The 21,149-nt window shown below is 65.0% G+C and carries 28 protein-coding genes and 1 pseudogene; 12 read left to right on the plus strand and 17 right to left on the minus strand.

Annotation, left to right across the window (positions count from 1 at the left end; translation table 11 throughout):
• The 3 genes from AC6EI8_RS07565 to AC6EI8_RS07575 form a co-directional block, all read left to right on the plus strand.
• Positions 1–613 (plus strand): acetate--CoA ligase family protein (locus AC6EI8_RS07565; protein WP_498381632.1); only part of this gene is annotated, 613 nt, incomplete at its 5' end.
• Positions 614–728: 115 nt separating this feature from the next.
• Positions 729–1,199: a MarR family winged helix-turn-helix transcriptional regulator gene (locus AC6EI8_RS07570; protein ID WP_498381633.1), complete on the plus strand. Its 471-nt coding sequence runs from the start codon at positions 729–731 to the stop codon at positions 1,197–1,199.
• A gap of 160 nt (positions 1,200–1,359) precedes the next feature.
• Positions 1,360–1,785: an organic hydroperoxide resistance protein gene (locus tag AC6EI8_RS07575; protein WP_149316340.1), complete on the plus strand. Its 426-nt coding sequence runs from the start codon at positions 1,360–1,362 to the stop codon at positions 1,783–1,785.
• 35 nt (positions 1,786–1,820) lie between these two features.
• Here the strand turns inward: AC6EI8_RS07575 and AC6EI8_RS07580 are convergent, their stop codons facing one another.
• Positions 1,821–2,084, minus strand: coding sequence for a hypothetical protein (locus AC6EI8_RS07580; protein ID WP_149316341.1), 264 nt, complete (start codon positions 2,082–2,084; stop codon positions 1,821–1,823).
• A 171-nt stretch (positions 2,085–2,255) separates the two neighbouring features.
• On the opposite strand from AC6EI8_RS07580, the gene AC6EI8_RS07585 reads away from it, so the two are divergent.
• A complete protein-coding gene (locus AC6EI8_RS07585; RefSeq protein ID WP_149316342.1) occupies positions 2,256–3,014 on the plus strand; it encodes a helix-turn-helix transcriptional regulator in 759 nt (252 codons plus the stop codon).
• On the opposite strand, the gene AC6EI8_RS07590 is transcribed toward AC6EI8_RS07585, so the two are convergent.
• Together AC6EI8_RS07590 and AC6EI8_RS07595 are read right to left on the minus strand one after the other, a co-directional pair.
• Positions 2,997–3,956 (minus strand): DMT family transporter, encoded by a 960-nt coding sequence (locus AC6EI8_RS07590; RefSeq protein WP_498381634.1) that lies wholly within the window; start codon positions 3,954–3,956, stop codon positions 2,997–2,999. The two genes, AC6EI8_RS07585 and AC6EI8_RS07590, sit on opposite strands and share 18 nt — an antisense overlap.
• Positions 3,957–4,059: 103 nt before the next feature.
• Positions 4,060–4,887 carry an AraC family transcriptional regulator gene (locus AC6EI8_RS07595; RefSeq protein WP_149316343.1) on the minus strand — a complete coding sequence of 276 codons (828 nt, stop codon included), beginning with the start codon at positions 4,885–4,887 and terminating at the stop codon, positions 4,060–4,062.
• A gap of 125 nt (positions 4,888–5,012) precedes the next feature.
• Between AC6EI8_RS07595 and AC6EI8_RS07600 the strand changes: the two genes are divergently transcribed.
• Positions 5,013–5,909, plus strand: coding sequence for a LysR family transcriptional regulator (locus AC6EI8_RS07600; protein WP_498381635.1), 897 nt, complete (start codon positions 5,013–5,015; stop codon positions 5,907–5,909).
• A 15-nt stretch (positions 5,910–5,924) separates the two neighbouring features.
• On the opposite strand, the gene AC6EI8_RS07605 is transcribed toward AC6EI8_RS07600, so the two are convergent.
• From AC6EI8_RS07605 to AC6EI8_RS07615, 3 genes are all read right to left on the minus strand, one after another.
• Positions 5,925–6,659 carry an aldolase gene (locus tag AC6EI8_RS07605; RefSeq protein WP_498381636.1) on the minus strand — a complete coding sequence of 245 codons (735 nt, stop codon included), beginning with the start codon at positions 6,657–6,659 and terminating at the stop codon, positions 5,925–5,927.
• Between the two features lie 46 nt (positions 6,660–6,705).
• The gene (locus AC6EI8_RS07610) at positions 6,706–7,716 is read right to left on the minus strand and encodes a Bug family tripartite tricarboxylate transporter substrate binding protein (protein ID WP_498381637.1); all 1,011 of its coding nucleotides are present in this window, start codon (positions 7,714–7,716) and stop codon (positions 6,706–6,708) included.
• A gap of 129 nt (positions 7,717–7,845) precedes the next feature.
• Complete coding sequence (locus AC6EI8_RS07615; RefSeq protein WP_149316347.1) at positions 7,846–8,742, minus strand: LysR family transcriptional regulator; 897 nt, start codon at positions 8,740–8,742, stop codon at positions 7,846–7,848.
• A 194-nt stretch (positions 8,743–8,936) separates the two neighbouring features.
• Here AC6EI8_RS07615 and AC6EI8_RS07620 point away from each other — a divergent pair.
• Both AC6EI8_RS07620 and AC6EI8_RS07625 read left to right on the plus strand, forming a co-directional pair.
• A pseudogene (locus tag AC6EI8_RS07620) lies at positions 8,937–9,553 on the plus strand (nitroreductase family protein).
• A gap of 10 nt (positions 9,554–9,563) precedes the next feature.
• On the plus strand, positions 9,564–10,538 hold the full coding sequence (locus AC6EI8_RS07625) for an EamA family transporter (protein ID WP_498381638.1): 975 nt from the start codon (positions 9,564–9,566) through the stop codon (positions 10,536–10,538).
• Between the two features lie 5 nt (positions 10,539–10,543).
• On the opposite strand, the gene AC6EI8_RS07630 is transcribed toward AC6EI8_RS07625, so the two are convergent.
• Positions 10,544–10,714, minus strand: coding sequence for a hypothetical protein (locus AC6EI8_RS07630; RefSeq protein WP_006576660.1), 171 nt, complete (start codon positions 10,712–10,714; stop codon positions 10,544–10,546).
• A 241-nt stretch (positions 10,715–10,955) separates the two neighbouring features.
• Between AC6EI8_RS07630 and AC6EI8_RS07635 the strand changes: the two genes are divergently transcribed.
• Positions 10,956–11,888: a DUF72 domain-containing protein gene (locus AC6EI8_RS07635; protein ID WP_498381668.1), complete on the plus strand. Its 933-nt coding sequence runs from the start codon at positions 10,956–10,958 to the stop codon at positions 11,886–11,888.
• 410 nt (positions 11,889–12,298) lie between these two features.
• Here the strand turns inward: AC6EI8_RS07635 and AC6EI8_RS07640 are convergent, their stop codons facing one another.
• Genes AC6EI8_RS07640 through AC6EI8_RS07650 form a run of 3 tightly spaced genes read right to left on the minus strand, consistent with a single transcriptional unit; the run spans position 12,299 to position 13,396 of the window.
• Complete coding sequence (locus AC6EI8_RS07640) at positions 12,299–12,679, minus strand: hypothetical protein (protein ID WP_498381639.1); 381 nt, start codon at positions 12,677–12,679, stop codon at positions 12,299–12,301.
• Positions 12,676–13,185, minus strand: a complete 510-nt coding sequence (locus tag AC6EI8_RS07645; RefSeq protein ID WP_498381640.1) for a glycoside hydrolase family protein — start codon at positions 13,183–13,185, stop codon at positions 12,676–12,678. Before AC6EI8_RS07645 ends, AC6EI8_RS07640 begins: the two co-directional genes overlap by 4 nt.
• The gene (locus AC6EI8_RS07650; RefSeq protein WP_498381641.1) at positions 13,178–13,396 is read right to left on the minus strand and encodes a phage holin family protein; all 219 of its coding nucleotides are present in this window, start codon (positions 13,394–13,396) and stop codon (positions 13,178–13,180) included. The genes AC6EI8_RS07645 and AC6EI8_RS07650 overlap by 8 nt, the downstream gene beginning before the upstream one ends.
• 186 nt (positions 13,397–13,582) lie before the next feature.
• Here AC6EI8_RS07650 and AC6EI8_RS07655 point away from each other — a divergent pair, with 186 nt between their 5' ends.
• From AC6EI8_RS07655 to AC6EI8_RS07665, 3 genes are all read left to right on the plus strand, one after another.
• Positions 13,583–13,876 (plus strand): XRE family transcriptional regulator, encoded by a 294-nt coding sequence (locus tag AC6EI8_RS07655; RefSeq protein ID WP_498381642.1) that lies wholly within the window; start codon positions 13,583–13,585, stop codon positions 13,874–13,876.
• Between the two features lie 29 nt (positions 13,877–13,905).
• Positions 13,906–14,580 (plus strand): hypothetical protein, encoded by a 675-nt coding sequence (locus AC6EI8_RS07660; RefSeq protein WP_498381643.1) that lies wholly within the window; start codon positions 13,906–13,908, stop codon positions 14,578–14,580.
• 68 nt (positions 14,581–14,648) lie between these two features.
• Positions 14,649–15,638, plus strand: coding sequence for a class I SAM-dependent methyltransferase (locus AC6EI8_RS07665; protein ID WP_498381644.1), 990 nt, complete (start codon positions 14,649–14,651; stop codon positions 15,636–15,638).
• On the opposite strand, the gene AC6EI8_RS07670 is transcribed toward AC6EI8_RS07665, so the two are convergent.
• From AC6EI8_RS07670 to AC6EI8_RS07695, 6 genes are read right to left on the minus strand one after another with little or no spacing between them, the layout of a single operon-like run.
• Entirely contained in the window at positions 15,635–15,832 is a 198-nt protein-coding gene (locus tag AC6EI8_RS07670; protein WP_498381645.1) for a hypothetical protein, read from the minus strand. The genes AC6EI8_RS07665 and AC6EI8_RS07670 overlap by 4 nt on opposite strands.
• 2 nt (positions 15,833–15,834) lie before the next feature.
• Positions 15,835–16,845 carry a hypothetical protein gene (locus tag AC6EI8_RS07675; protein ID WP_498381646.1) on the minus strand — a complete coding sequence of 337 codons (1,011 nt, stop codon included), beginning with the start codon at positions 16,843–16,845 and terminating at the stop codon, positions 15,835–15,837.
• 9 nt (positions 16,846–16,854) lie between these two features.
• Entirely contained in the window at positions 16,855–17,514 is a 660-nt protein-coding gene (locus AC6EI8_RS07680) for a DUF2612 domain-containing protein (RefSeq protein WP_498381647.1), read from the minus strand.
• A 2-nt stretch (positions 17,515–17,516) separates the two neighbouring features.
• A complete protein-coding gene (locus AC6EI8_RS07685; protein ID WP_498381648.1) occupies positions 17,517–18,698 on the minus strand; it encodes a baseplate J/gp47 family protein in 1,182 nt (393 codons plus the stop codon).
• Positions 18,698–19,051 (minus strand): contractile injection system sheath initiator, encoded by a 354-nt coding sequence (locus tag AC6EI8_RS07690; RefSeq protein ID WP_498381649.1) that lies wholly within the window; start codon positions 19,049–19,051, stop codon positions 18,698–18,700. Before AC6EI8_RS07690 ends, AC6EI8_RS07685 begins: the two co-directional genes overlap by 1 nt.
• 8 nt (positions 19,052–19,059) lie before the next feature.
• Complete coding sequence (locus tag AC6EI8_RS07695; RefSeq protein WP_498381650.1) at positions 19,060–19,776, minus strand: Gp138 family membrane-puncturing spike protein; 717 nt, start codon at positions 19,774–19,776, stop codon at positions 19,060–19,062.
• Between the two features lie 9 nt (positions 19,777–19,785).
• Between AC6EI8_RS07695 and AC6EI8_RS07700 the strand changes: the two genes are divergently transcribed.
• The gene (locus AC6EI8_RS07700; protein ID WP_261659816.1) at positions 19,786–20,166 is read left to right on the plus strand and encodes a hypothetical protein; all 381 of its coding nucleotides are present in this window, start codon (positions 19,786–19,788) and stop codon (positions 20,164–20,166) included.
• On the opposite strand, the gene AC6EI8_RS07705 is transcribed toward AC6EI8_RS07700, so the two are convergent.
• Positions 20,157–21,125, minus strand: coding sequence for a phage protein (locus tag AC6EI8_RS07705; RefSeq protein WP_261659815.1), 969 nt, complete (start codon positions 21,123–21,125; stop codon positions 20,157–20,159). The two genes, AC6EI8_RS07700 and AC6EI8_RS07705, sit on opposite strands and share 10 nt — an antisense overlap.
• Positions 21,126–21,149: the final 24 nt, after the last annotated feature.

Here is a 21,149-nt window from a genome sequence, read left to right on the forward strand (position 1 = left end):
GGCCGAGGCCGGCGTTCCGGTCGTCGCGCATCGCCTGTGCCGCAGCGCCGATGAGGCGGTGTCGGCCTGGCGTGCGCTCGATGGCCCCGTCGCGGTCAAGGCCTGCGCGGCCGCGGTGCCACACAAGAGCGAACACGGTCTGGTGGCGCTCGGCTGCAACGACGCCGATTCGATCGTCGCGGCATTCGAGCGGCAGATGGCCACGCTGGCCGGCATGGGTGTCGAGGCCGAGGGCGTCATCGTCGCGGCGATGGTGCGAGGGCAGCGCGAATGCATGATCGGCGCGCACTGGGACCCGGTGTTCGGCGCGGTGCTGGTGGTCGGCGACGGCGGCAAGTATGTCGAGGCGCTGCGCGACACCGCGGTGCTGCTGGCGACCTGCGAGGAAGACGATGTCGCCCGCGCGCTGCGCACGCTTCGCATCGCCCCGCTGCTGGCCGGCGTGCGTGGCGAAGCGGCCGTTGACATGGCGGCGCTGTGCCGCACCGCGGTGTCGGTCGGCAGGATGGTGCACGCCGCGGGCGGCGCGATCCGGTCGGTCGACCTGAACCCGGTGATGGCGAGCCCGGATGGCGTGGTGGTGGTCGATGCGTTGATGGAAGTGGCGGCTTGACGATGGCGGGCCGGGTATCCGCGAAAGATGCCCGGCCCTCCATCCTCGCCCTCCATCGGTATTCCCGGAAATAAATCTCTTGCTATTCAATCGCGCACGATCTATATTCTGCTCCATGAACGCCGCATCGAACTCCCGAATCGACCCTGCCACCGCGCTGCTGCTGGACCGGCAGTTCTGTTTCTCGGTCTATTCGGCCTCGCTCGCGCTGAACAAGCTGTACCGCAAGCTGCTGCGCCCGCTGGGCCTGACCTACCCGCAATACCTGGTGATGATGGTGCTGTGGGAACAGGACGGCCTGACGGTGTCGGAGATCGGTGCCCGGCTGAATCTGGATTCGGCCACGCTGACGCCGTTGCTCAAGCGCCTCGAGACGCAGGAGCTGGTCTCGCGGGCCCGCGCGGCGGCGGACGAGCGTCAGGTCATCGTCAGCCTGACCAAGGCCGGCCGCGCGCTGAAGACACAGGCCGGCAAGGTCCCGGAGTCGGTGTTGTGCGCGTCGGCGTGCAGCGTCGAAGAACTGACCAGCCTGAAGCGCAAGCTCGACAGCGTGACGGCGAAGATCGCCCGGAACGCGGTCGACTGAGCCGCAAGGGATGGCGACGCGCCCTGACTTGACGAATTTATATAGCACGCTATGTAATAGCACACTATGTTGAAGCAAAAACCCGAAGCAAAACCTTGAAGCAAAACCCTGAAGTCCAACCCTGAAGCAGAACCCGGCCATCAACCCGAAGGAGCCAACCATGTCGATCGAAAAAGTCCTGTACCGTGCCCAAGCCCAAGCCACCGGCGGCCGTGACGGCCGCGCCGTCTCGTCCGATGGCGCGCTTGAGGTCAAGCTGAGCACGCCGCGCGAACTGGGCGGCGCCGGCGGTCCCGGCACCAACCCCGAGCAGCTGTTCGCCGCCGGCTACTCGGCCTGTTTCCTTGGCGCCCTGAAGTTCGTCGCCGGCCGCGAGAAAGTCGCCCTGCCCGCCGAGACCACGATCACCGGCAACGTCGGCATCGGCCAGATCCCGACGGGCTTCGGCATCGAGGTCGAGCTGCAGATCTCGATTCCGGGCGTGGCGCGCGAGACCGCGCAGGCGCTGGTCGACAAGGCCCACGTCGTCTGCCCGTATTCGAACGCGACGCGCGGCAACATCGACGTGCGCCTGACGCTGGTCTGATCCGGACCACGCCGGCACAAGGCCGCGGCGGGTGCTCAGGCGCCGCCGCGGCCTTGTGCAATCAGCGCGCGCAGTTGCGGATCGCGCGGCTCGAGCACGTCGAACAGCCCCAGCGCGGTCAGGGCCGGAATCAGCGCGATCAGGTCCTTTCTCGCCGCGGCACGGCTCTCGTTGGATTGCGCGGGATCGGACAGCACGCGCCAGCTGGCGAGGAACGCGCCGACACTGCCCTTGCGTACGGTGATGCCGTCGGCCTGTACGGCATCGACATGGTCGGGGAGCATGGCTTCCGGCTTCATGCGCGGTCTCCGTGGGTCTCGGCGAACGGTCGGGATGGCGTGGCAGATGTCATCGAATGGCTCCGTGAGTGGCCGGTATCGGGCAATGCAGGCAGTCTAGGGGGCGCACGCCTTGCCCGCCAACGCTAGAATGTCAACCGATAATGCAATCGGGCCAACCATTCGATCACCGTGTCGCTGAAGCACATCCGCCGGCTGTCGCACGCCGGCATCCGCGAGCGCCGTCCGCATCGTCATGACGACGGACAGCTCTTCACGATCCGGACGGGCGTGGTGGCCATCGAGGCCGACGGCGGCCGATGGGTGATGCCGACGGGCTGCATCGCGTGGATTCCGCCCGGCATCGTGCATGGCGCGAGCGTGCAGGGCGGCATGGTCGGCACCAGCCTGTATTTCGACGGTACGTGGAGCCGCGCCGCGATGCCGGACACGGTCAAGGTGGCCAGGCTGTCGCCGCTGCTGGACGCGCTGCTCGGCGCGCTGACGAGCAACGAAGCGCCCACCGGCACCGCCCTCGATCACTACCTCGCCGTGTTTGCCGACGCGTTCGCGCGCGAGCCTGCGCAGACGCTGTTCCTGCCGATGCCGCGCGAGCCGCGGCTGGTGCGGATGGCGACGCGGATGCTGGCCGCGCCGGACGACAACACCGGTCTCGATGGCTGGGCCGCACGCATCGGCATGAGCCGCCGCACGCTGACACGGCGCTTCCAGGCCGAGACCGGTTGGACCATCGGCCAGTGGCGGCAGCAGATGCGGCTGCTTGCGGCGATGGAGCGGCTCGCCGCCGGCCACAGCGTCACGGCGATCGCGCTCGATCTCGGTTATGCCAGCGTCAGCAGCTTTATCGCGGTGTTCCGCCGCTATCTCGGCACGACGCCGCGCGCGTTTATGCCCGCGGGCGGCGCCGCGCGCTCACGATCGCTCCGCTAGCCCGCATGCGTGCTTGCGGGACGCATGCTTGCGGCATGCAGCCTTGCGCGGTCCGGCCGGATTGCGCTTGCCGACCAGCACCAGACTCAGCACGGCCACCACCACACAGCCGATGCCGACGAGCTGGCTCGTGCCGACCGGCTCGCCCAGCAGCAGAAAGGCCATCGCCACCGCCGATACCGGCGCCAGCGCGGTGAACAGCGATGCCTCGGTGCCGGTCGTGCGCGCGGAGCCCGCATACCACAGCACGAAGCCCGCCACGGTGGGCACCAGCGCGTAATACAGCACCGCCGCCAGCGCCCCGCTCGGCAGTCCATGCCGCCATGGCGCCTCGAACAACGCGGGAACGATGGACGCGGCCAGGCCGATCGCCGTCATCACGGTCGACAGCGCCAGCGGCTGCAGCGGTTGGCGCAGCCGCTTGTTCAGCAGAATGAACAGGCTCTCGCAGACCACCGCGCCCATCACCAGGGCGTTGCCAAGCCACGTGCCCCGGCCGCCGTCGGCACCTTCTCCCGGCACCGCCACCGCGAGCACGCCGGCCGTCGCCAGCCCGATGGCGAGCAGCAAGGCGACGCCCGGGCGCTCCTTCAGCACGACGATCGAAACCAGCGCCGACACCACGGGCAGCGTGCCGATGATCACGCCGGCGTCCGCGGCCGAGGTCATCCGCAGGCCGGAGATCAGCAAGGTGGTATAGCCGACGCTGCCGGCGACCGCCTGCAGTACGAGCAGCAACCCGTCGCCACGGCCGATGGCCGGCATGCGCGTGCCGGTCAGCTTCATCAGCAACAGGAAGCCGGGCAAGGCGATGGCAAAGCGCAGCGCCGTCGCAGTGAACGGCGGCAGCCCCGCCGCGATCACCTTGCTGGCAATGACGGTACTGCCGACCAGGATCATGGCCAGCGCCAGATAGAAATAACCTTCGGTTTTGCCGGCCATGGCCGCCTCCGCATCGTTGGATGCCTAAGGCTAGGCCGCGGCGTGGCGGGCGTCTTGAACGAAATTGCAGCGGCGCGGAAACCGGTCCTTGGGACGGTACCCGTCAGCGCAGGGACCGCCCGGTGGCGACGGCGGCATAGGCACTGGGCGACAGGCCGTATTTCTTCACGAAGATGCGCGTCATATGGCTCTGATCGGCAAAACCGCTGCCGATTGCCGCATCGGCCAGCGGCTCGCCGCGCGCGATCAGGCGACGCGCGAGGTCGATCCGCCGCTGCACCAGATAGGCATGCGGCGTCAGTCCGGTGGCCCGGGTAAAGGCGCGCAGCACCTGGAAGCGGCTCAGGCCGCTGGCATGGGCGAGCTCGTCCAGCGTCACCGGCACCGAGGGGTCGTCGTCGATGCGCGCCAGCGCATGGGCAATCGCCGCCGGGGTGCCGTCGCCGTCCCGCATGCCTTGCCGGCAATCCATCGTGCGCGCGACCAGCATCAACAGCAGGCTGTCGCGACGCAAGGCCGTATCCGGGGCATTGCCCCCGGTCATCGCGTCGAACAATTGCGTGAAGACCGTGGCCGAGGCGCGATCGCTCAGCACCGGCAGCAGGAATTCCCCGAGCCGCGTGGCCCCTTCGCTCACATCGTGACAGACTGGCGCGACCACCTCGGGATCGAAATACAGGATGCGCCACGACCGCCCGGCGTCGTCGAGCGGCATGCCGTCGTGCACCTCCCCGGGATTGACCGTGATGATGTCGCCGGCGACCGCCTGCACCTCGCCACGGCCGCTGGCCGAGCGCTGCGCGCCCCGCTCGACCACGCCGATGCCGAACTGTTCGTGCGTATGGCGGGCGAAACGGTGCCGCGAGCTGGCCTGGACGGCGAGCACACCGGGCAACGCGCAAGGGAGGAGCTGGAACTGGCCGGCAGGCATGGGATCGCGGGAAACGGTATCGGAACCATAGCACGGGCCCCGATGGACAGTGCCGGTTGAATCGATTCCAATGCAGACGCCACGGAGCACGTGCTTCGTCCGATACTGTCCAGCGCCCTCCCTCGATGCAAGACAAAGACCGCCTGCTTCGCACCTTTCTCGCCGTCGCGCGCGCCGGATCGCTGCGCGCCGCCTCCACTTCGCTCGGCATCACGCAGGCCGCCGTCAGCAAGCAGATCGCCGCGCTGGAAACGTTCCTCGGGGCGCCACTGTTCGACCGCCACGGGCGCGGCATGCGGCCGACGCCGCTGGGAGAACGCCTGGTCGGCGATATCGATCAGGGATTCGGCATGGTGGACAGCGCGCTGGACGTCGCGCGGCAAACCTCGGCCGGCGGCCATGGGCGCGTGACGATCGCCACCGTCAATACGCTGGCGGCCTATCTGATTCCGGAGGTCGTCGCCTCGCTGCGGGCCGCGCACCCGGGCATCACGCTCGGCGTGTTCAACGCCAGCTCGCCCGATGTGGTGGAACGGGTCGAACGCGGGCTCGCCGATATCGGCCTGGTCTACGACCTCGCCGTCGATACCGACGCGGTGGCGCTGCGGCGGCTGTGCATCGAGCAGATCGCCGCCTATAGCCGCGAGCCGGGCGCGCCGACACCGGGAACGCTGAGCGTCGCCGCGCTGGCGCAGCGGCCGCTGATCGTGCCGCCGCGCCCGTACGCGCTGCGGCGCGTGATCGAACGGGAATTGCCGGCGCCGTTGTCGATCGCCGTCGAGAGCAATTCGGTCAGCATGTCGCTCGACCTGGCGATGCAGGGCGTCGGCACCACGATCCTGCCGCGCGATCTGCCCGACATCGCCATCACGGCGCGCGGGCTGCATCGCCTCGCCATCGAAGGCGCCAACCTGCATCGCCATGTGGTGCTGATCCACCGCAGCGGCACGACCCCGAGCCAGGCGGTCAGCCGGGCCATCCGCGCGATCGAGGCGGCCGCGGCCCGCATCGCGACGCGATAGCGCGCGGCCCATGTATCAACGGCGCAGCGTCGTTTTCGCCTGGCGGACCCAGTACGCAAAGGTCGCGTTGACGATTGCCGGCTGCAGCAGAAAGTCGTGCGCCTCGCGCGCAGCCGCCGGATCGACCTGCTGCAGCGGCCCGACGGCCAGCGCGTCCAGGCACATGCGGGCATTGCGCTCGGCGAACACGTTCAGGTAGACGGCCTCCTGCAGCGTCGCACCGGTGCAGACGGCGCCATGATTGACCAGGAAGGCGGTACGCCGCCCCGCCAGCGCGCCCGAGATCAGTTCGCCTTCGTCGTCGCCGGTCGGCACGCCTGGCCAGTGGGCCAGGAAGCCGCAGTCGTCGTGGAACATCGCCGCATCCATATGCGCCACCGGCATCGGCATGCCCAGCATCGACAGCGCCGACAACGCCGGCGGATGGGTATGCACGATCGCCCTGACCTCCGGATGGTGGCGATAGATCCAGCTGTGGAAGCGCACGCCGGGATTGGCCCGGCCCTTGCCCTGCAGCGTGTTCAGTTCCGCATCGACCAGCAGCACATTGGCGGCGCTGGCCTCTTCCATGCCCGTACCGAGCGCGAGCGTAACCATGCCGCCGGAGTCGGGATCGCGCATCGTGATCTGCCCGGCCAGCCCCGCGGCATGGCCCTGGGCGGCAAGGATCAGGCAGGCATCGACGAAGGTATCGAGATCGGCGCCGGCATTGGCGCCGGGGACGGCATCGAGCAACAAGGTCTTGGTCATGGGAGCGAGCGATAAGGGTTCGGCGGTGGGCGGGTGCTGCGGCGGTTCAGTTCTCGAGCCGGATATTCCGTTCGCGGATCAGCGTGCGGCGGGCCTCCAGATCCTGCCGGATCAGTGCCGCGAACGCGGTGCTGCCGCTGGCGAAGGGCTCGAAGCCGCTGCCTCGCACGCGCGCCAGCAGGTCGCGGTCGGCCAGCACGGTCTGCAGCGCCTGCGCAATGCGCTCGGCCACCGGCGCCGGCAGCCCCGCCGGTCCCACCACCCCGACCCACGGCGCGAATTCGAAGCCCTTCAGGCCGGCCTCCTCGAAGGTCGGCACGGCCGGCAGCAAGGGGCTGCGCTGGCGCGTCGACACGGCGATCGGCTTGACGCGGCCCGTCTTCGCATACTGGCTGCCAAGATTGGTGTCGATGAAGGTCAGGTGCACATGGCCGGCCACCACATCGGCCAGGGCCGGCGCACCGCCGCGATAGGGCAGATGCGCAACGATTGCGCCCGACTGTTGCTTGTAGGCTTCGAAGGCCAGGTGCGGCGGGCTGCCGACGCCCGCCGACGCGTAGCTCAATGCCGACGGATGGGCCTTGCTGTAGCGCGCCAATTCGTCGGACGTCGCGACGTTCAGCGAGGGATGCGCCACCATCACCAGCGGGATGCGCGCAACGGTGCCGAGGTAACTGAAATCCTTGAGAACGTCGTAGGCAATCTTCTTCTGCAGCACCGGATTGACCGTCAGCGCGCCTTCGTCGAGCAGGGCCAGCGTATAGCCATCCGCAGGCGCGCGTGCCACGGCCTCCGCCGCAATCATCGCGCCGGCGCCGGGCCGGTTCTCCACCACCACCGGCTGCCGCAGCGTCGCGCCGAGGCGCTCGGCCAGCATGCGGGCGATGGTGTCCACCGCGCCGCCGGCGGCTTGCCCCAGCAGCAGGCGGATCGGGCGTTCCGGGTAGCTGGTGCCGGCGGACGATGATGACGATGCGGACTGCGCGATCGCCATTGGCGTGGCAACGGCCAGCGCCAGGCCGGCGCAAAGCCGGCGCAAGGATGGAAGACGGATCATGGGCGCTGCCTTTTATGGTGTGGGTCGGACAGGACGAAGCCAGTCTAGGACGGCTTGCCCGCCCCACGCGGCATGGCTGCCTTGAACGCAGGTTAAGGCTCGAAGGCGCGATGCGGCAGCCCCGAGCGTTCAGGCCAGGGTCTCGATCAGGAAATCGACGAAGGCGCGCACCTTCGAATTGAGATACCGCCGCGACGGATAGACGGCATAGACATGCGTCTCGACGGTGGACCATTCGTCCAATACGGTGACGAGCCGCCCCTGCTCGATATCGTTGCGCACATAGACCAGCGGAATCAGGCTGATGCCGAAGCCCGCCAGCAGCGCCTCGCGCACGGCAAGGCTGGAGGTGACCTTGTAGCGGCCGTCGATCGGCACGTCGACCTGGATATCGCCCTGCGCGCCATGCTTTCGAAAGCTCCATAGCCGAGCGTGGCCGGACAAGCTGAATTGCACGCATTCGTGCTGGCGCAAGGCTTCGGGTGAATCGGGCACGCCATGCCGCGAAAAATACGCCGGCGCGCCGCACAGCACGTGCGTCATCGACATCAGCTTGCGTGCGACGAGGCTGGAATCTTCGAGCTTGTCGCTGCCGCGAATCGCGACATCGAAACCCTCCTTGACGAGATCGACGCGGCGATCGTCGAGGCGCAGATCCAGCGACAGCTGCGGATAGCGGCACAGGAACTGCGGGATCGCATCGGCCAGCTGCGTCAGCGTCAGCGACATCGGCGCGCTGACGCGCAGCGTGCCGGTGGGCTCGCTCTGCATCGGGCCCAGCGCGCGATCCGCCTCGTCGAGGTCGTCGAGAATCTGCGCAATCTGCGTGTAGTACTGCTGGCCGGCCTCGGTCAGGCTGAGCCGCCGCGTGGTGCGGTTCAGCAGCCGCGTGGACAGATGCGCCTCCAGCTCGCCAATGTTCTTGCTGACCGCCGCCGGAGACAGGCAAAGCCGCCGCGCCGCCGCGGCAAAGCTGTTGCGCTCGACGACTTCTCGAAATACGCGCAGCGCCGTCAAATGGTCCACGGTTATTTCACCCGACTATTCACTACTGGTAAAGATTGTGGTGAGCATATCGCATATTTCAACGCGCGAGGATGGCGATTAATCTTTGACCGTGAATAAACGGCCGTCCCAATGGCCATTGCGCCGATACTGACACCAGACATTCGGCGACATCCAACGACATCCAACGACACCATTTCGGAGCTGGAACGACCATGAGCCATCCCGTCATCGACGCCATCGAGCAGCGCATCTCCGCCAACTTCTTCGATGCCGCGCGTCCGCTGTCCGACGCGCAAATCGAGACGCTGACCGCGCTGGCCACTCGCGCGCCCACCGCCTACAACCTGCAGAACTGGCGCTTCATCGCGGTCCGGACCGCCGAAGCCAAGCACGACTGCGCGCGGTCGCCTGGAACCAGCCAAAAGTCACCGATGCGGCGGTCGTCTTTATCGTCTGCGGCGTGCTGGCCGATCCGGCCACGCTGGCGCAACGGCTTCAGCCGTCCGTCGAAGCCGGATTGATGCCGGCCGGCATGGTGCAGACCTGGGTCGATGCGGCGCGCGGCCAATATCTGGAGCAGCCGCAGAGCCGGCGCGACGAAGCGATCCGCACCGCCTCGCTGGGCGCCGCCACGCTGATGCTGGCCGCGCAGGGCATGGGCCTGGCAACCGGTCCGATGACCGGCTTCGACCCGCAGGGCGTGGCACGCGAATTCGCGCTGCGGCCCGACGAGGTGCCGGCCATCCTGGTGGCGGTCGGCCATGCGGCGCCGGGCAACTGGCCGCAAAAGCCGCGCCGCCCCCTGGCCGAAGTACTCGATTTCGCCTGAGGCAAGCATCATGAACCGCGCCACCGACCTGCTGCTGACCGGCCTGGCCCCGGCGATCTGGGGCAGCACCTATGTCGTCACGACGGGCCTGCTGCCCGGCGGCTATCCGCTGACGGTAGCGATGTTGCGCGCGCTACCGGCCGGGCTGCTGCTGTTGCTGTGGGTCCGCCAATTGCCGCAGCGCGGCTGGTGGCTGCGGGTATTCGTGCTCGGCGCGCTGAATTTCTCGGTGTTCCAGGCGATGCTGTTTGTCGCCGCCTACCGCCTGCCGGGCGGCGTCGCGGCGACGCTGGGCGCCGTGCAGCCGCTGATCGTGATCCTGTTCTCCCGGCTGCTGCTGGGCAACGCGATCCGGCCGGTGGCCGTGGTCGCCGCGATCGGGGGCATGGCGGGCGTGGCGCTGCTGGTGCTGACGCCCAAGGCGGCGCTCGATACCGCAGGCGTGGCCGCCGGCCTGCTGGGCGCCGCCTCGATGGCGCTCGGCACGGTGCTGACGCGGCGCTGGCAACCGCCGGTATCCGCGCTGACCTTCACCGCATGGCAACTGGTGGCGGGCGGCATCCTGCTGCTGCCTGTCGCGCTCTGCTACGAACCCCCGCTCGGCCCGCTGACACAGGCCAATGTGCTGGGATTCCTCTATCTGGGACTGGTCGGCACCGCGCTGACCTATGTGCTGTGGTTTCGCGGCATCGCGCGGCTTGGGCCGCCGGCGGTGGCGTCGCTGGGCTTTCTGAGCCCGGTGAGCGCAGTGCTGCTGGGATGGGGCTTGCTGGATCAGTGGCTCAGCGCGCCGCAACTGGCCGGCATGGTGCTGGTGCTGGCCAGCATGTGGTTGAGCCAACGCGGGGCGGCGGTCCGGACGGGGGCGCCAGCGATGGAGCAGGCGCCCTCTTCGCCTCCTTCGCCTCCTTCGCCCCCTTTGGCTGCTTCGACTCGCTCGCCCTCATCGGCCTCCAGCCCCAGCCCCGACTCGCCGCGCGCCTGATGCCGTTATGACGGGTCCTTGGTCCGGGTGCGCGACACCGCGCCCATGATGCCAAGGCCCAGCACGATCACACAGGCGATGGCGACGTAGGTCTCCGGCACGCCGGCCGTGATCAGGCCCCAGGCAATGCCGCCGACGAGGATCAGCAGTCCAATCAGGAATAGTGCAAACGACATAACCGAGCTCCTGGCAATTGCCGCGATCCGCTGCGGCTTAAGTGCAATGTAGGGGCCATGCCGCGCAGCAGGGATCGGTCGGCAACGGAGACTGGCGTAGGCCGGTTCCTACGCGCGCGGTGGATGTCGCGGCACCTGTAATTTGCCGGCGCTCGCGTATGATCGTCCATATCGATCATTCGTCGCCCAGCGAAGCCCTCGCCACCACGCAAGGCGAATGGGCGCTCGCCGGCGCAATCCGATGACTATTCGAATCGGCATCTCGGGGTGGCGCTACGAGGGCTGGCGTGGCGTCTTCTATCCGAAGGGACTGGCCCAGGCGCGCGAACTCGAATTCGCCGCGCGCGCCGTCGACACGATCGAGATCAACGGCTCGCACTATTCGCTGCAGACCATCGGCAGCTACCGCGCCTGGTACGAGGCGACCCCACCGGGCTTTGTCTTCGCCGTAAAAGGACCGCGCTATCTGACCCACATGCTGCGCTTCCGCGACGAAAAGGCGCGCCCGGCCATGGCAAATTTCTTTGCCTCGGGAGTGCTGGCGCTGCAGGAAAAGCTGGGGCCCTTCCTGTGGCAATTCCCGCCGAATTTCAGCTTCAAACCGGACCGGCTGGAACGCTTCCTCGCGATGCTGCCTCGCACCACCGACGAGGCCAGGAAGCTGGCCAGCCAGCACGATGGCCGCGTCAAGGATCCCTGGTGCGAGCCGACGCGCAAACGGCGCCTGCGCCACGCCATCGAGATCCGCCATGCCAGCTTCTGTACGCCGGAATTTCCCGCGCTGCTGCGCAAGCATCGCGTCGCGCTGGTGGTCTCCGATGCGGTTGCCGACTGGCCCTACGTCGAGGACGTGACCGCGGATTTCGTCTATCTGCGGCTGCACGGCACGGAGACCTTGTACGGCGGCGCCTATTCGGATCCCGCGCTCGATCGCTGGGCCCAGCGCTTGAGCGCATGGGGCGCCGGGGGCGAGCCGGACGACGCCAAGCGGATTTCCCCGATCAAGGCACGCAAGGCGGCGCGGCGCGATGTCTACTGCTATTTCGGTACAAGTCGTAGATGCGCGTTTCTTTGTTATAGATCAAAGACTTACCGTAACAATCTGCGGCGTGAAATAGCGTCAAAAACAATCCGATACGTCCTAATAGAATCAAACACTTACGCGACGTTTTGAACAGGGCTAGTCCACACCGGGCTCCCGACTGAAGTGCTCGCATTCCACCACGCCGGGGCACAGCTCCTCGATCGGGCAGTCGTATCTCAGGTACCAGACTCGGTAGGCGTACTCGGTATAGATGCGCGGCTTCGAGCACCGATAGCACGGGTTCTTCCCAATCTTGTAAATCGGCTGCTCAGGGAACTGGAAGTCATGGTCGTACGGCATACGGATACTGTACAAAATAACAGTGCCCGTGGCTTCTACCTATTGGTGGCGGCGCTCACCTTGGCCAGGCCTCCACGGTCTTGCGATGTCGCGCGGCGCAGTCGCCAAGCGAAGCCAGCACCACGGTTATCCACTCCTGCCACACGTCATAGCTCGCCACCGTCGGCGCGTCCGGCACCACGCAGTCTGCGGCGAGTGCGCTATCGAGCGGCAGCGGCTCGCTTGGCAGCGTCGACGGCGTCGGACAGCTTGCGCATCCGGAAATCATCAGGGCGACAATCAGCAGGCAGAGGCTTCGCATTTTTCAGTTCCTTTCGGATGGCGCTGGCAGCGGCGTCCAGCTGGGTCGTGATGCCGCGGTACTCGTCGGCCCGGGCCCGGATGTCGGCGCTGGCTGCCCGCAGCTCGCCGATCGCCTGATTCGCCGTTGTCAGATCCGCTCGCGCGCGAGCCGCGGTCAACTCCGCCATCTCGGCATCCTTCCGCCAGCCATTGGCCGTCCAGCCGGCGGCGAACATCCCAGCCCCCACAGCCATGGCGGCTATCCAGCGCCATGGGAAAGCAGCCAGCGCCACCATCATTGCGCCTCCATGCATTTGCGGTGCCGCTCGAGCTGGCGCGTCCAGACGCCGTAGCACCGCTTGTTGCCGGGAGTCGAGCAGTCATAGCCGGCGGCATACCGCCAGTTCAGCAGTGCCTTGCATGCGCCCACGTAGTCGCCCTTCAGCAGCCAGGTGCGCGGGGACTTAGGCTTGCGCCAGTTTCCGATGCCGAACTGCCCCACGAAGTCCATGTACAGATCGAACTCGTCCTGGTACAGCTTCACGCCGGGTAGGCTTGCCGCGAATCGCTTCTCGTCCTGCGTCAGGAGGTTCCTGGCCAGCACCGCGGCTCGGTCGCGCGTGATCCGGTCCCCCATGCGAACTGGACGGCCGTCCTCATAGCGCGTCGATCCATGGCCGATAGTGGGAACATCCCCCTTGGTCGGGATCACGGCGCGATCGGTGAACCCCTCCGACGCCTGCCATGCGGCAAAGCCGGCCGCGGACATGGTCAGCAGCGCCGCGGCGATTCGTTGCTTACTCATCGCGCAGCGCCTCCAAGGCCTGCATGCGTGCCGCGTGCTCCTCTACTTCTCGCCTGTCCTTGCGCCGGATGTACCAGGCGTTAAAGCCAAAGGTGAGAAGCGCCGTAATGATGCCGACGATGATTCCGATGTCGGTCAGCGTCAGAGATGCACCGATCGAAACGACCGATCCGGCGTAGCCGGTTGCTTCAACGGGAGTGGGCAGCCGCATGTAGACCCCGAAAAGAAAAAAGCCCGCTCTGCGGCGGGCTGGTGGATGAAAAACTTGACCGCGTACCCTTTGGGTACTATGCTTCGACACACTGAGCTGCGCACCCCGTGCGGTTCGACACTCCGAAAGGAAAGCCGAAAATGAAAGTCCTCTTTCGCGCGTTTGCTCGCGCTCTTGGATCCATCAATGCCCTACACACCTCCGTCGCCGGCGGACCTCGAAGCGCTCAAGACCGAGCTCGGATTCAGCAGCGGCAAGATGGCCGGCCTATTCGGGCTTGCCAGCGGACGCCAGTGGCGTCGGTACTTGTCGGAAGACCCCAACAATCGGCGCGACATGGGCATGCACATGCTTTTCTTCGCCATGGCGCGCCTCGAGCTCGCGCCGGAGGACGTCGATCGCGTGCTCGCTCGGATGCGCTCGGTCGGCGCTACCATCGATCTGCCGCCGCTCTCGGACTTGGATCAGCCGTCTTCCTGATCGCGGGCACCGCAAGCGCTCAGACGAGCGTGCTTGACCGCTTCCACATCGAGCCAGGCATCGGCGTGACATCCTTTGCCCCGCTCGGCGAGGGCATGTACTTCCAAAGCGGGATGCGCCACAACCTGAATCTGCGCTTCCCTGCCGTCCGGCTGACAGGTTCGTTCGATGCGATCCCACACCAGCCGCGATCATGGCTGCCTGGCCTTGCGACGAACCTGAGCTATATGCACTTCGGGCGCGCGGCCATGTGGTCCGATGCCGCTCCGGACGAGGCCGATTACCCTGACGGCATCGGCGGCTATAACCCGCACACCAAGCAGTGCAACGGCGAGTGCGGGCCGATCCGCCACTTCAATTCCTCGGGCTCACTCCATTCCGTCGCGCTGACCCTGGAGCCCTACTACACCTACAACGGCTGGCGCTTCGGCATCGAGGCAGGCCCGGCGCTGTACCGCGGCACGTGGAAGGCCCATATGACCGTGGTTTCCGATACGAGCCCTTGGGGACCGAAGGGCTCGGTCGAAACCCTGAGCCACAGCCCGAAGTGGGACTGGACTTGGGTCGCCGGCGCTTCTGTTGCCTATCGGAACGTCACGCTCCGATACACCTACATTCACACTCCCCCGCGCGACATGACCAACAAGAACATCCCGCTCGGCTACAAGGGCGCGCACATGGTGACGCTCGGGTACAGGTTCTGACGCCTGATAGAATCTTTCGGCCAATGGGGCGCATCGCCGCCCCGACAACAAGAACGGAGTCGGAACGAATGGCCACCTTCCTAAATCAGCAGGCCACCTCACCTGCTCGAGGCATTCTCAACATGCTGCGCAGGGCTTTCGCTAAGGCGCACAACACTGCTGAGAATGCATGGGACCATCTCGCCGAGGATGTGGACATCCGCCGGTTCACGGCAGGAAGCGCTGCCTCGCTCGCTTCGATGCACGCCTACTACAACAGGCTCGTTACGGGCGACCCCAATCTGCATTTTTTGCAGTACTTCAAGGACAAGTACATCGGCGGCCGGCCCGATATCAGGATAGCCAGCTTCGGATCCGGCAGTGGGCATCTAGAGCGCAGCCTTATCTCCAATTTCGGATATCAGTGTGCCGCGATCGATGGCTACGAGCTTAATCCCAAGTTGGTGGAGGTTTCGAACGCCAAAGCGGCGGAGATAGGAGCGCCACATCTGCGCTACCAAGTCGCGGACCTCAATGCGATCCAAGTCCCGGCCGCCTCGTATGACGTGGCAATCTTCTTTCACTCACTCCACCACGTCGAAAACCTGGAGCGCTGCCTAGATGGGATTCGAGCCTGCTTGAAGCCCGGCGGCGTCCTGCTCATTGTCGACTACGTCGGCCCGAACAGGCTGCAGTATTCCGATGAACAGCTTCGCTACGCCACAACGCTATTGCATCTTCTGCCGGCCCGATATCGGCTTTCGAAGGATGGCACCACGACAAAGAACGCCGCGTCGCGCCAGCCCGTGCATCAGGTCATCGCAGAGGACCCCTCGGAAGCCGTCCGATCCGAAGACATCGTCCCCGCCCTCGATCAACGGTTTGAATGCCTCGAATTCCATTCGCTGGGCGGGTCAGTCCTGAACCACGTCTTCAAGGGCATAGCAACCAACTTCGACGAGTCCAGTAGCGAAGACCTGGCCCTCATCCACCTCCTGCAAGGCATGGAGGAATGGCTCGAGCGGAACGGTCACGTTCCGCCCGACTTCGTATTTGCTGTCTACCGCCCGATCGGCTAGTCCGTTTCCTGCACCGGCTCGGGAATGCCGAATAGGGGCATCCCGGCCGCGGAGAGCTTGGCATAGTACTCATGCCACCGCGGGTCATTTGCCTCGACTTGCCCCAGATGGTCATAGACTTCCGGGTCCTGGCTGCATGCGAAGAAGGAGACGATCTCCGACTCCGTCTCGTCGGCGAATTGGACGTGGATCATAGTCAGAAGGTGTAGCTGGAGATGTAGATTGTGGCCGTCATGGTCCCTGCCGAGACAGTGGCAACGTAATAGATCTTTTGTGGCTCAACGAGGGGCACGTAGGAGTACGTTCCGATCTGCGCCGCGCCGGCCTTAATGGCAGTCTGGGTGATGTGCTTGAGCCCGATATTCCCTGCCGTGGCGCCTGCTACGAAGATGTCACCAGTCGAGTCAACGGTCGACGAGATGCTGCCGTCCCCAGATAGCGTCTTGGCATTCTGCGGCACGTAAGCCGCAACCGACAAAGCAGTAAGCGACGCCTGCTGGGTCGAAGTGATCAGCATCGAGTTGTAGGTAGTGAAGATCTCACGATCGCGCTGATATCCGATGCTGAACTGACGGCTTGCGTTAGTGGGCCAGACGCTCACAAGGGCCGACGCCGTGTACCCGCTTGGCATCCCAGTGCCGCTATACACCTCGGGTTGCGCCGCGCTCGTCGCATCCTTTGCAAGAAGCGCCGTTGCGCCAGTGCTCGGGTTGTAGATCGCGTAGATTGCGACGAACCCACTGGCAGGTGCCTGCCCGCTGTTCATGCCCCCCGCGCCGGTCGTCGTCAGATTGATGGCCCTGCTGAAGTTCGCCAGCCGATACGAAAGGCCACCAAGAGTGGATTCCACGACGATCTCGTCGGCGGTGAAGGTCGCCGTTTCCGACGCTGCAGTAATGCTCATGCGCCCGTTGCGCATAGTCCCAACAATGCTAGGGGAATTCGCTGACACGGCGGCTTTCAGGTTCGCCAAGATAGCCGCCGTGGTGCCGTCGTCCAGGACATCCTCGCCGGTGATGTCGGCGATAAACTGCCCAAGGATTGCGGCCATGATGCTCGACTGGCGCCACGCTTTGTTGAGTTGGGCAGACTGCGCAACCCCGGACTGGAAGCCGGACAAGCGCTGCGTCAAGGCCTCCCAGTCGGCTTGAGACACAACATTGGCGCCCGATCCCGTGGCGAATGGAAGAAAGTCACTCGTTGCCATCGATTGTCCTTAAAGTGGTTTGCCCCAGGCCCCCGAATCGAAGCCGGATATGAAGTTGTTCTGCACGTCGAATCCGAAAATCGGTGCGTTGTCGGTGCTGACGATGATCAGGTTGACCCGCACACCCTCCGGCTTCAGCGGGATGTAGCCACCTGCCACAAGAGCCAGGAACACAGCGGATGGCTGACGACCGGCGATACCGATCGTCATCGTCATGTCCTGGTTGTCCTGAATGAAGACGTGCGTGTCGTCACCGAAGATGCTGTTCAAAATGGCGACGGAACCCTCCATCGTGCCGTCCCAGTGGTTCGCGCCAATCTTTGCGCGGATAACAAGGCGGTACGTGTCATCGTCGAGCGTGGTCAGCCCCGTGTCAGGGTCAAACGGGCCCTTCCAGATGCCCTGATCGAAGCCGAGCCCATCGGTGTCCAGCGAGAAATAGACGTCGGTCAGCGGGGTACGGATGATCCGGGATATCCCAACCCATAGCCCGACGGCGTCGAGCTGTACGCCAACCGCTTGGTCCAGATCGAACTTGGTCGGCATGGACTCAAGCACGTTCATCAGGTCGACCATCGGCTGCGCCAACGCCGCGACCACAGCCATGAACTTCGGCCGCTGGTTGTGCTCGGACGTGATAAGCCCGGTGTAGGCGGTCAGGTCTGCCATTGTCAGGTCACGTTGACGGTGATGCTTGCCGGCGTGCAGGACGCCGCCTCATTAAACAGAAGCGCCACATCGGGATTGCCGGCGCCACGGGGGCCGCTCAGCGTCAGGCCAGTCAGCTTGAAGGTCACGCCCCCGCCAACGCTATTCGCCGCCGAGATCGCGTCGCCCCACTCCACACTGCCGGACAATCCGCCACCGATGGCCACACCGTTGATGTAGTCGACTATGGCCTGCTTGATCCCGTCCCCCGTCTGGCTCGTGTAGCCCGCCAGCGCCTTCACGTTGACGGTTACAGTGATCGGCGCGTCGGTCGGCCGGAAGAATCGTATCGTGATCGGCCGTCCGTAGACGTCCGTTGTTACAACGGCTGTCGTGCCGTATGTTCCGGAGCCAGGCGTCTTCTTCACGGCGATGGCGTTGGCGATCGCATCGGCATCGCCTCCGTCCACCACCAGCGAGATGGAATGGGACGGGATGCCATTGCTGTCCGTTACGCTCGTGTCGTTCTCGTACGCGACCAGGCGAGCCACACCGGTGATGTTGGAGACGGCGCCGATGATGCCGTCCAAGACCGTCCGCGATGGGAGCGCGGTCGAGACCGTTTGCCGCTGGCGCAACGCCGCGTCAGATTCGACGGGCGCGCCCTCGGCGGCTGCAGCCGGGTTCGTGACGGTCTGCCAGCCGCGCGTCGGCGTGCCGATCTGGTTGATGGCCCCTGCGGCAGCAGATACCGCGCCGATGGCCTGGCACGTGGCAGTCACCGTGATCTCGCCGGATGGAGGGATGACGACGCTCGCAGGCAATGCCCACTGGTTGCCGTCTGCATCCTTGGCAATGCCGTTGGTGATGGTGGTGCCGGCTTGACCGACTATCAACAGGTCAGCGGTCGAGAACGAAGCAACCTTTCGGGCGATCCCGTTGATCTTGACGTTGTTCGACAGGGCCGCGCCCTGCGCCGTCGCCGGGCTGAACGAGTTGTAGATGGCAATGGCCACCGAGTTCGCGTCGCTGATGGCCTTGGCGAACACCCCCAAGAGCTGGCCGTCCTGACTATCCGCCTCCAGATACACGTCGGGCCCGTAGATGGCACGGTACTGGTCCTTGAGGTATTCCAGCACTTCGGCATAGGTCGGTGCCGTGATGCCGCTGGCGTCGATCGTCGGTGCGGTCGTGGTGATGGCCATTAGAGCGTCGCCTGCACTGTGGTGGTGCCGTAGATGGTGTTGATGGTTGCTGCCACGCTGAGCGCCCGGCGCTCGGTGTCAAGGCTGCTGGAGTAGCTGGCCAGCTCGGTGACGCCTTGCGTCCCTAGGATGCGCTGGCGGATCGCGGCGTCATAGGTGGCGCCGGTGTACTTGCCGAGCACCTCCGTTGCCCACGGCGTCCCTTCTGTCGTGTCGAGGAACCATTCGCCTCGCAGCAGCCGCAGGCGCGTCATGACGGCCTGCCCGACCGCGTCCGGCGTGTCCTTGTAGAAGTCGGCCTGCCCCCCGCCGAAGACGTAATCGCCATCAGCATCCAGTCGTCGATACCGCATGGGAATCCTCAGTTGACCGTGCCGGAGTTGCCGCTACCCGGCTGCACGCCGTTGTGGGTATGGGTGTCGTCGATGCGCTTGCCGTTGGCACGGACCTGGCCGCTGAAAGCCGTGTTGCCATTGATGGCGCAGGCTGTCGCCGCCCCGTTGGCGTTCTGAACTGCGATTGCCCCCGTCATGGTCACCATCGGGGCGTCCAGCGTGATGCCGCCCGGCGCTTTGACCTTCACGACCTTGCCGGCCGGGTCCAGGTCAACGTACGTGTCACCGGCATCGCTGCGCAACTGCGCGGTGCTGGTGCTCACGCCGGACAATGCGCGCGGCTTGGACCGGAAGCCCAGCAGCGCGAACCCGTCCGACAGGTCGTGCATCCGCAGCTCCGCCTGCTCCTGAACGCCACCCGACTGCCACCATGCGTCAATACAACGGCTGGCGAACACAACCAGGCATTCGTCTCCCGGCTTGACAGGGAATGTCAACGTACAATTGCCGCCAGACGGGAACTGCACCGGGCAGTCCACGAGCAGGGGGAGCGCTACGCTCGCTACCGTGCCGCCCTTATCCCTCACGGGTATCTTGATTGCCGGCTGGACCTCACAAGTCATGGCATCGGCGTCAAAAGAATGGATAATTCCCGGTAAAGCCGTCCAGATTCTTGCTCGCAAGCCATCGAAGGCAGCGCGAAGCGCTACTTCCGGATCGTCAATCCGCTCTCTTCTATCCATGGTGTCGAAATGAAATGGTTGCCACTGCTGCTCGCGTTCACTACTGGTACTGCTTTCGCACAGTCCGCCTATGTCATGCCACCAGGATCTAATCAGGTGGGAGACACCATAAAGCGCTCTGACTTCATCTACGTTCTCTACAGCTCTAAGCCTTGTGGTCTGCCGATCGTCAATGCAAAAGACATGCGCCGAGCTGAGATTTTCAATAGCACTGAACCAGATGTAGGCTGCTGGGCGAACACGCTATCGCCAACCAAAGGAAGCATCCTGATCGTAGGGCCAGAGGGGAATACGGCAACAGGCAATCTGATGGGATATGCAAAGACCACCATTAATGCAGCGGGCGACGCCGTCATTGCTGCCCCCGCTTTTCGCCGAGCTCAGCCGTAAGGCTTGATCACCCCTGGTGGCGGCACTGTCTGCCGATCGATGAAGTTCTCGAAGCCGACAGTAACGTCTGCAGCCAAGCAAACCACCTCGGTGTAGAAGTCGCTGCCCTGCGTGTCGCCATAGTGGCTGGCCAGCATCACATAGTAATACCCGTCGTCTTGCAGCCTGTTCTGCTCGGAGGTCCTGGCTTCCTCCGCTTGCTGCCTGACGTTTAAGCTCCGCTCCCGCAGTTGGACGCTTCTATTGTCAATTTGAATCAGCGTGCCGATCTTGATGCTCGGATTGAGCAGCATCTTGATCGTGATGCCGTTCTGCGTCTGCTCCGGTAGCCCTACCATCCCGGTTTCCGACGTGATGACCGGGATTTCTCCGGGCATGTACGACGTCTCGGGCACCATAACGACCTTTCCGTCCTGGATGCTCCAGACGGTTTGAGTTGTGCGTGCGGTGGACGCGAGAAAATCCCGCGCCATACCGAACATCACCTTTCCGCGAGGAAGAGGATTGGTCGGAAGCGGCGGCACGTAGCCTTTCGTTACCCCGTACGGGTTCATGGCCGTGCATGCGGCGGCCACGTGTTCGGCTGCGGTCGAACCGGCTGCCAGAGTGGTATTCATTACAGCGAAGTTGTACGCCGAGTCGCCATCGGCCGCCGTGATATCTACATAGGTGTCCGTCTGGGAATCGCGGCCGCGGCGGACTTGCTTGATCTCGCCATCAAACAAGATTCCGTAGTTGCCCTCATAGCCTCCCTGCAGAACCACCCGCGAGAACTCATATTCGATGCGCTGGCGAGTTGTTTCAGAGAGGTTGTAGACACGGATTCTGGCCGAGTTCGGCGTCTGAGTATCCCCCCGACGGATATCAAATACGATCCTCAGCTGCGATAACTCCAGAGCAGCACCGCTATCGCGCCCGATGATCAGGGATACCTTCCGGCCAAATTGAGGTACGCTCATTGCTATTTTTGCCCTTCTCTAGCC

Source organism: Cupriavidus sp. R6-3 (assembly GCF_059772245.1).

Excerpts from the sequence above, each read along its gene's own strand:
- AC6EI8_RS07570 (WP_498381633.1), top strand. The coding sequence starts at position 729 with ATGAACGCCGCATCGAACTCCCGAATCGACCCTGCCACCGCGCTGCTG.
- AC6EI8_RS07575 (WP_149316340.1), top strand. The coding sequence starts at position 1,360 with ATGTCGATCGAAAAAGTCCTGTACCGTGCCCAAGCCCAAGCCACCGGC.
- AC6EI8_RS07580 (WP_149316341.1), bottom strand. The coding sequence starts at position 2,084 with ATGAAGCCGGAAGCCATGCTCCCCGACCATGTCGATGCCGTACAGGCC.
- AC6EI8_RS07590 (WP_498381634.1), bottom strand. The coding sequence starts at position 3,956 with ATGGCCGGCAAAACCGAAGGTTATTTCTATCTGGCGCTGGCCATGATC.
- AC6EI8_RS07595 (WP_149316343.1), bottom strand. The coding sequence starts at position 4,887 with ATGCCTGCCGGCCAGTTCCAGCTCCTCCCTTGCGCGTTGCCCGGTGTG.
- AC6EI8_RS07600 (WP_498381635.1), top strand. The coding sequence starts at position 5,013 with ATGCAAGACAAAGACCGCCTGCTTCGCACCTTTCTCGCCGTCGCGCGC.
- AC6EI8_RS07605 (WP_498381636.1), bottom strand. The coding sequence starts at position 6,659 with ATGACCAAGACCTTGTTGCTCGATGCCGTCCCCGGCGCCAATGCCGGC.
- AC6EI8_RS07610 (WP_498381637.1), bottom strand. The coding sequence starts at position 7,716 with ATGATCCGTCTTCCATCCTTGCGCCGGCTTTGCGCCGGCCTGGCGCTG.
- AC6EI8_RS07625 (WP_498381638.1), top strand. The coding sequence starts at position 9,564 with ATGAACCGCGCCACCGACCTGCTGCTGACCGGCCTGGCCCCGGCGATC.
- AC6EI8_RS07630 (WP_006576660.1), bottom strand. The coding sequence starts at position 10,714 with ATGTCGTTTGCACTATTCCTGATTGGACTGCTGATCCTCGTCGGCGGC.
- AC6EI8_RS07635 (WP_498381668.1), top strand. The coding sequence starts at position 10,956 with ATGACTATTCGAATCGGCATCTCGGGGTGGCGCTACGAGGGCTGGCGT.
- AC6EI8_RS07640 (WP_498381639.1), bottom strand. The coding sequence starts at position 12,679 with ATGATGGTGGCGCTGGCTGCTTTCCCATGGCGCTGGATAGCCGCCATG.
- AC6EI8_RS07645 (WP_498381640.1), bottom strand. The coding sequence starts at position 13,185 with ATGAGTAAGCAACGAATCGCCGCGGCGCTGCTGACCATGTCCGCGGCC.
- AC6EI8_RS07650 (WP_498381641.1), bottom strand. The coding sequence starts at position 13,396 with ATGCGGCTGCCCACTCCCGTTGAAGCAACCGGCTACGCCGGATCGGTC.
- AC6EI8_RS07655 (WP_498381642.1), top strand. The coding sequence starts at position 13,583 with ATGCCCTACACACCTCCGTCGCCGGCGGACCTCGAAGCGCTCAAGACC.
- AC6EI8_RS07665 (WP_498381644.1), top strand. The coding sequence starts at position 14,649 with ATGGCCACCTTCCTAAATCAGCAGGCCACCTCACCTGCTCGAGGCATT.
- AC6EI8_RS07670 (WP_498381645.1), bottom strand. The coding sequence starts at position 15,832 with ATGATCCACGTCCAATTCGCCGACGAGACGGAGTCGGAGATCGTCTCC.
- AC6EI8_RS07675 (WP_498381646.1), bottom strand. The coding sequence starts at position 16,845 with ATGGCAACGAGTGACTTTCTTCCATTCGCCACGGGATCGGGCGCCAAT.
- AC6EI8_RS07680 (WP_498381647.1), bottom strand. The coding sequence starts at position 17,514 with ATGGCAGACCTGACCGCCTACACCGGGCTTATCACGTCCGAGCACAAC.
- AC6EI8_RS07685 (WP_498381648.1), bottom strand. The coding sequence starts at position 18,698 with ATGGCCATCACCACGACCGCACCGACGATCGACGCCAGCGGCATCACG.
- AC6EI8_RS07690 (WP_498381649.1), bottom strand. The coding sequence starts at position 19,051 with ATGCGGTATCGACGACTGGATGCTGATGGCGATTACGTCTTCGGCGGG.
- AC6EI8_RS07695 (WP_498381650.1), bottom strand. The coding sequence starts at position 19,776 with ATGGATAGAAGAGAGCGGATTGACGATCCGGAAGTAGCGCTTCGCGCT.
- AC6EI8_RS07700 (WP_261659816.1), top strand. The coding sequence starts at position 19,786 with ATGAAATGGTTGCCACTGCTGCTCGCGTTCACTACTGGTACTGCTTTC.
- AC6EI8_RS07705 (WP_261659815.1), bottom strand. The coding sequence starts at position 21,125 with ATGAGCGTACCTCAATTTGGCCGGAAGGTATCCCTGATCATCGGGCGC.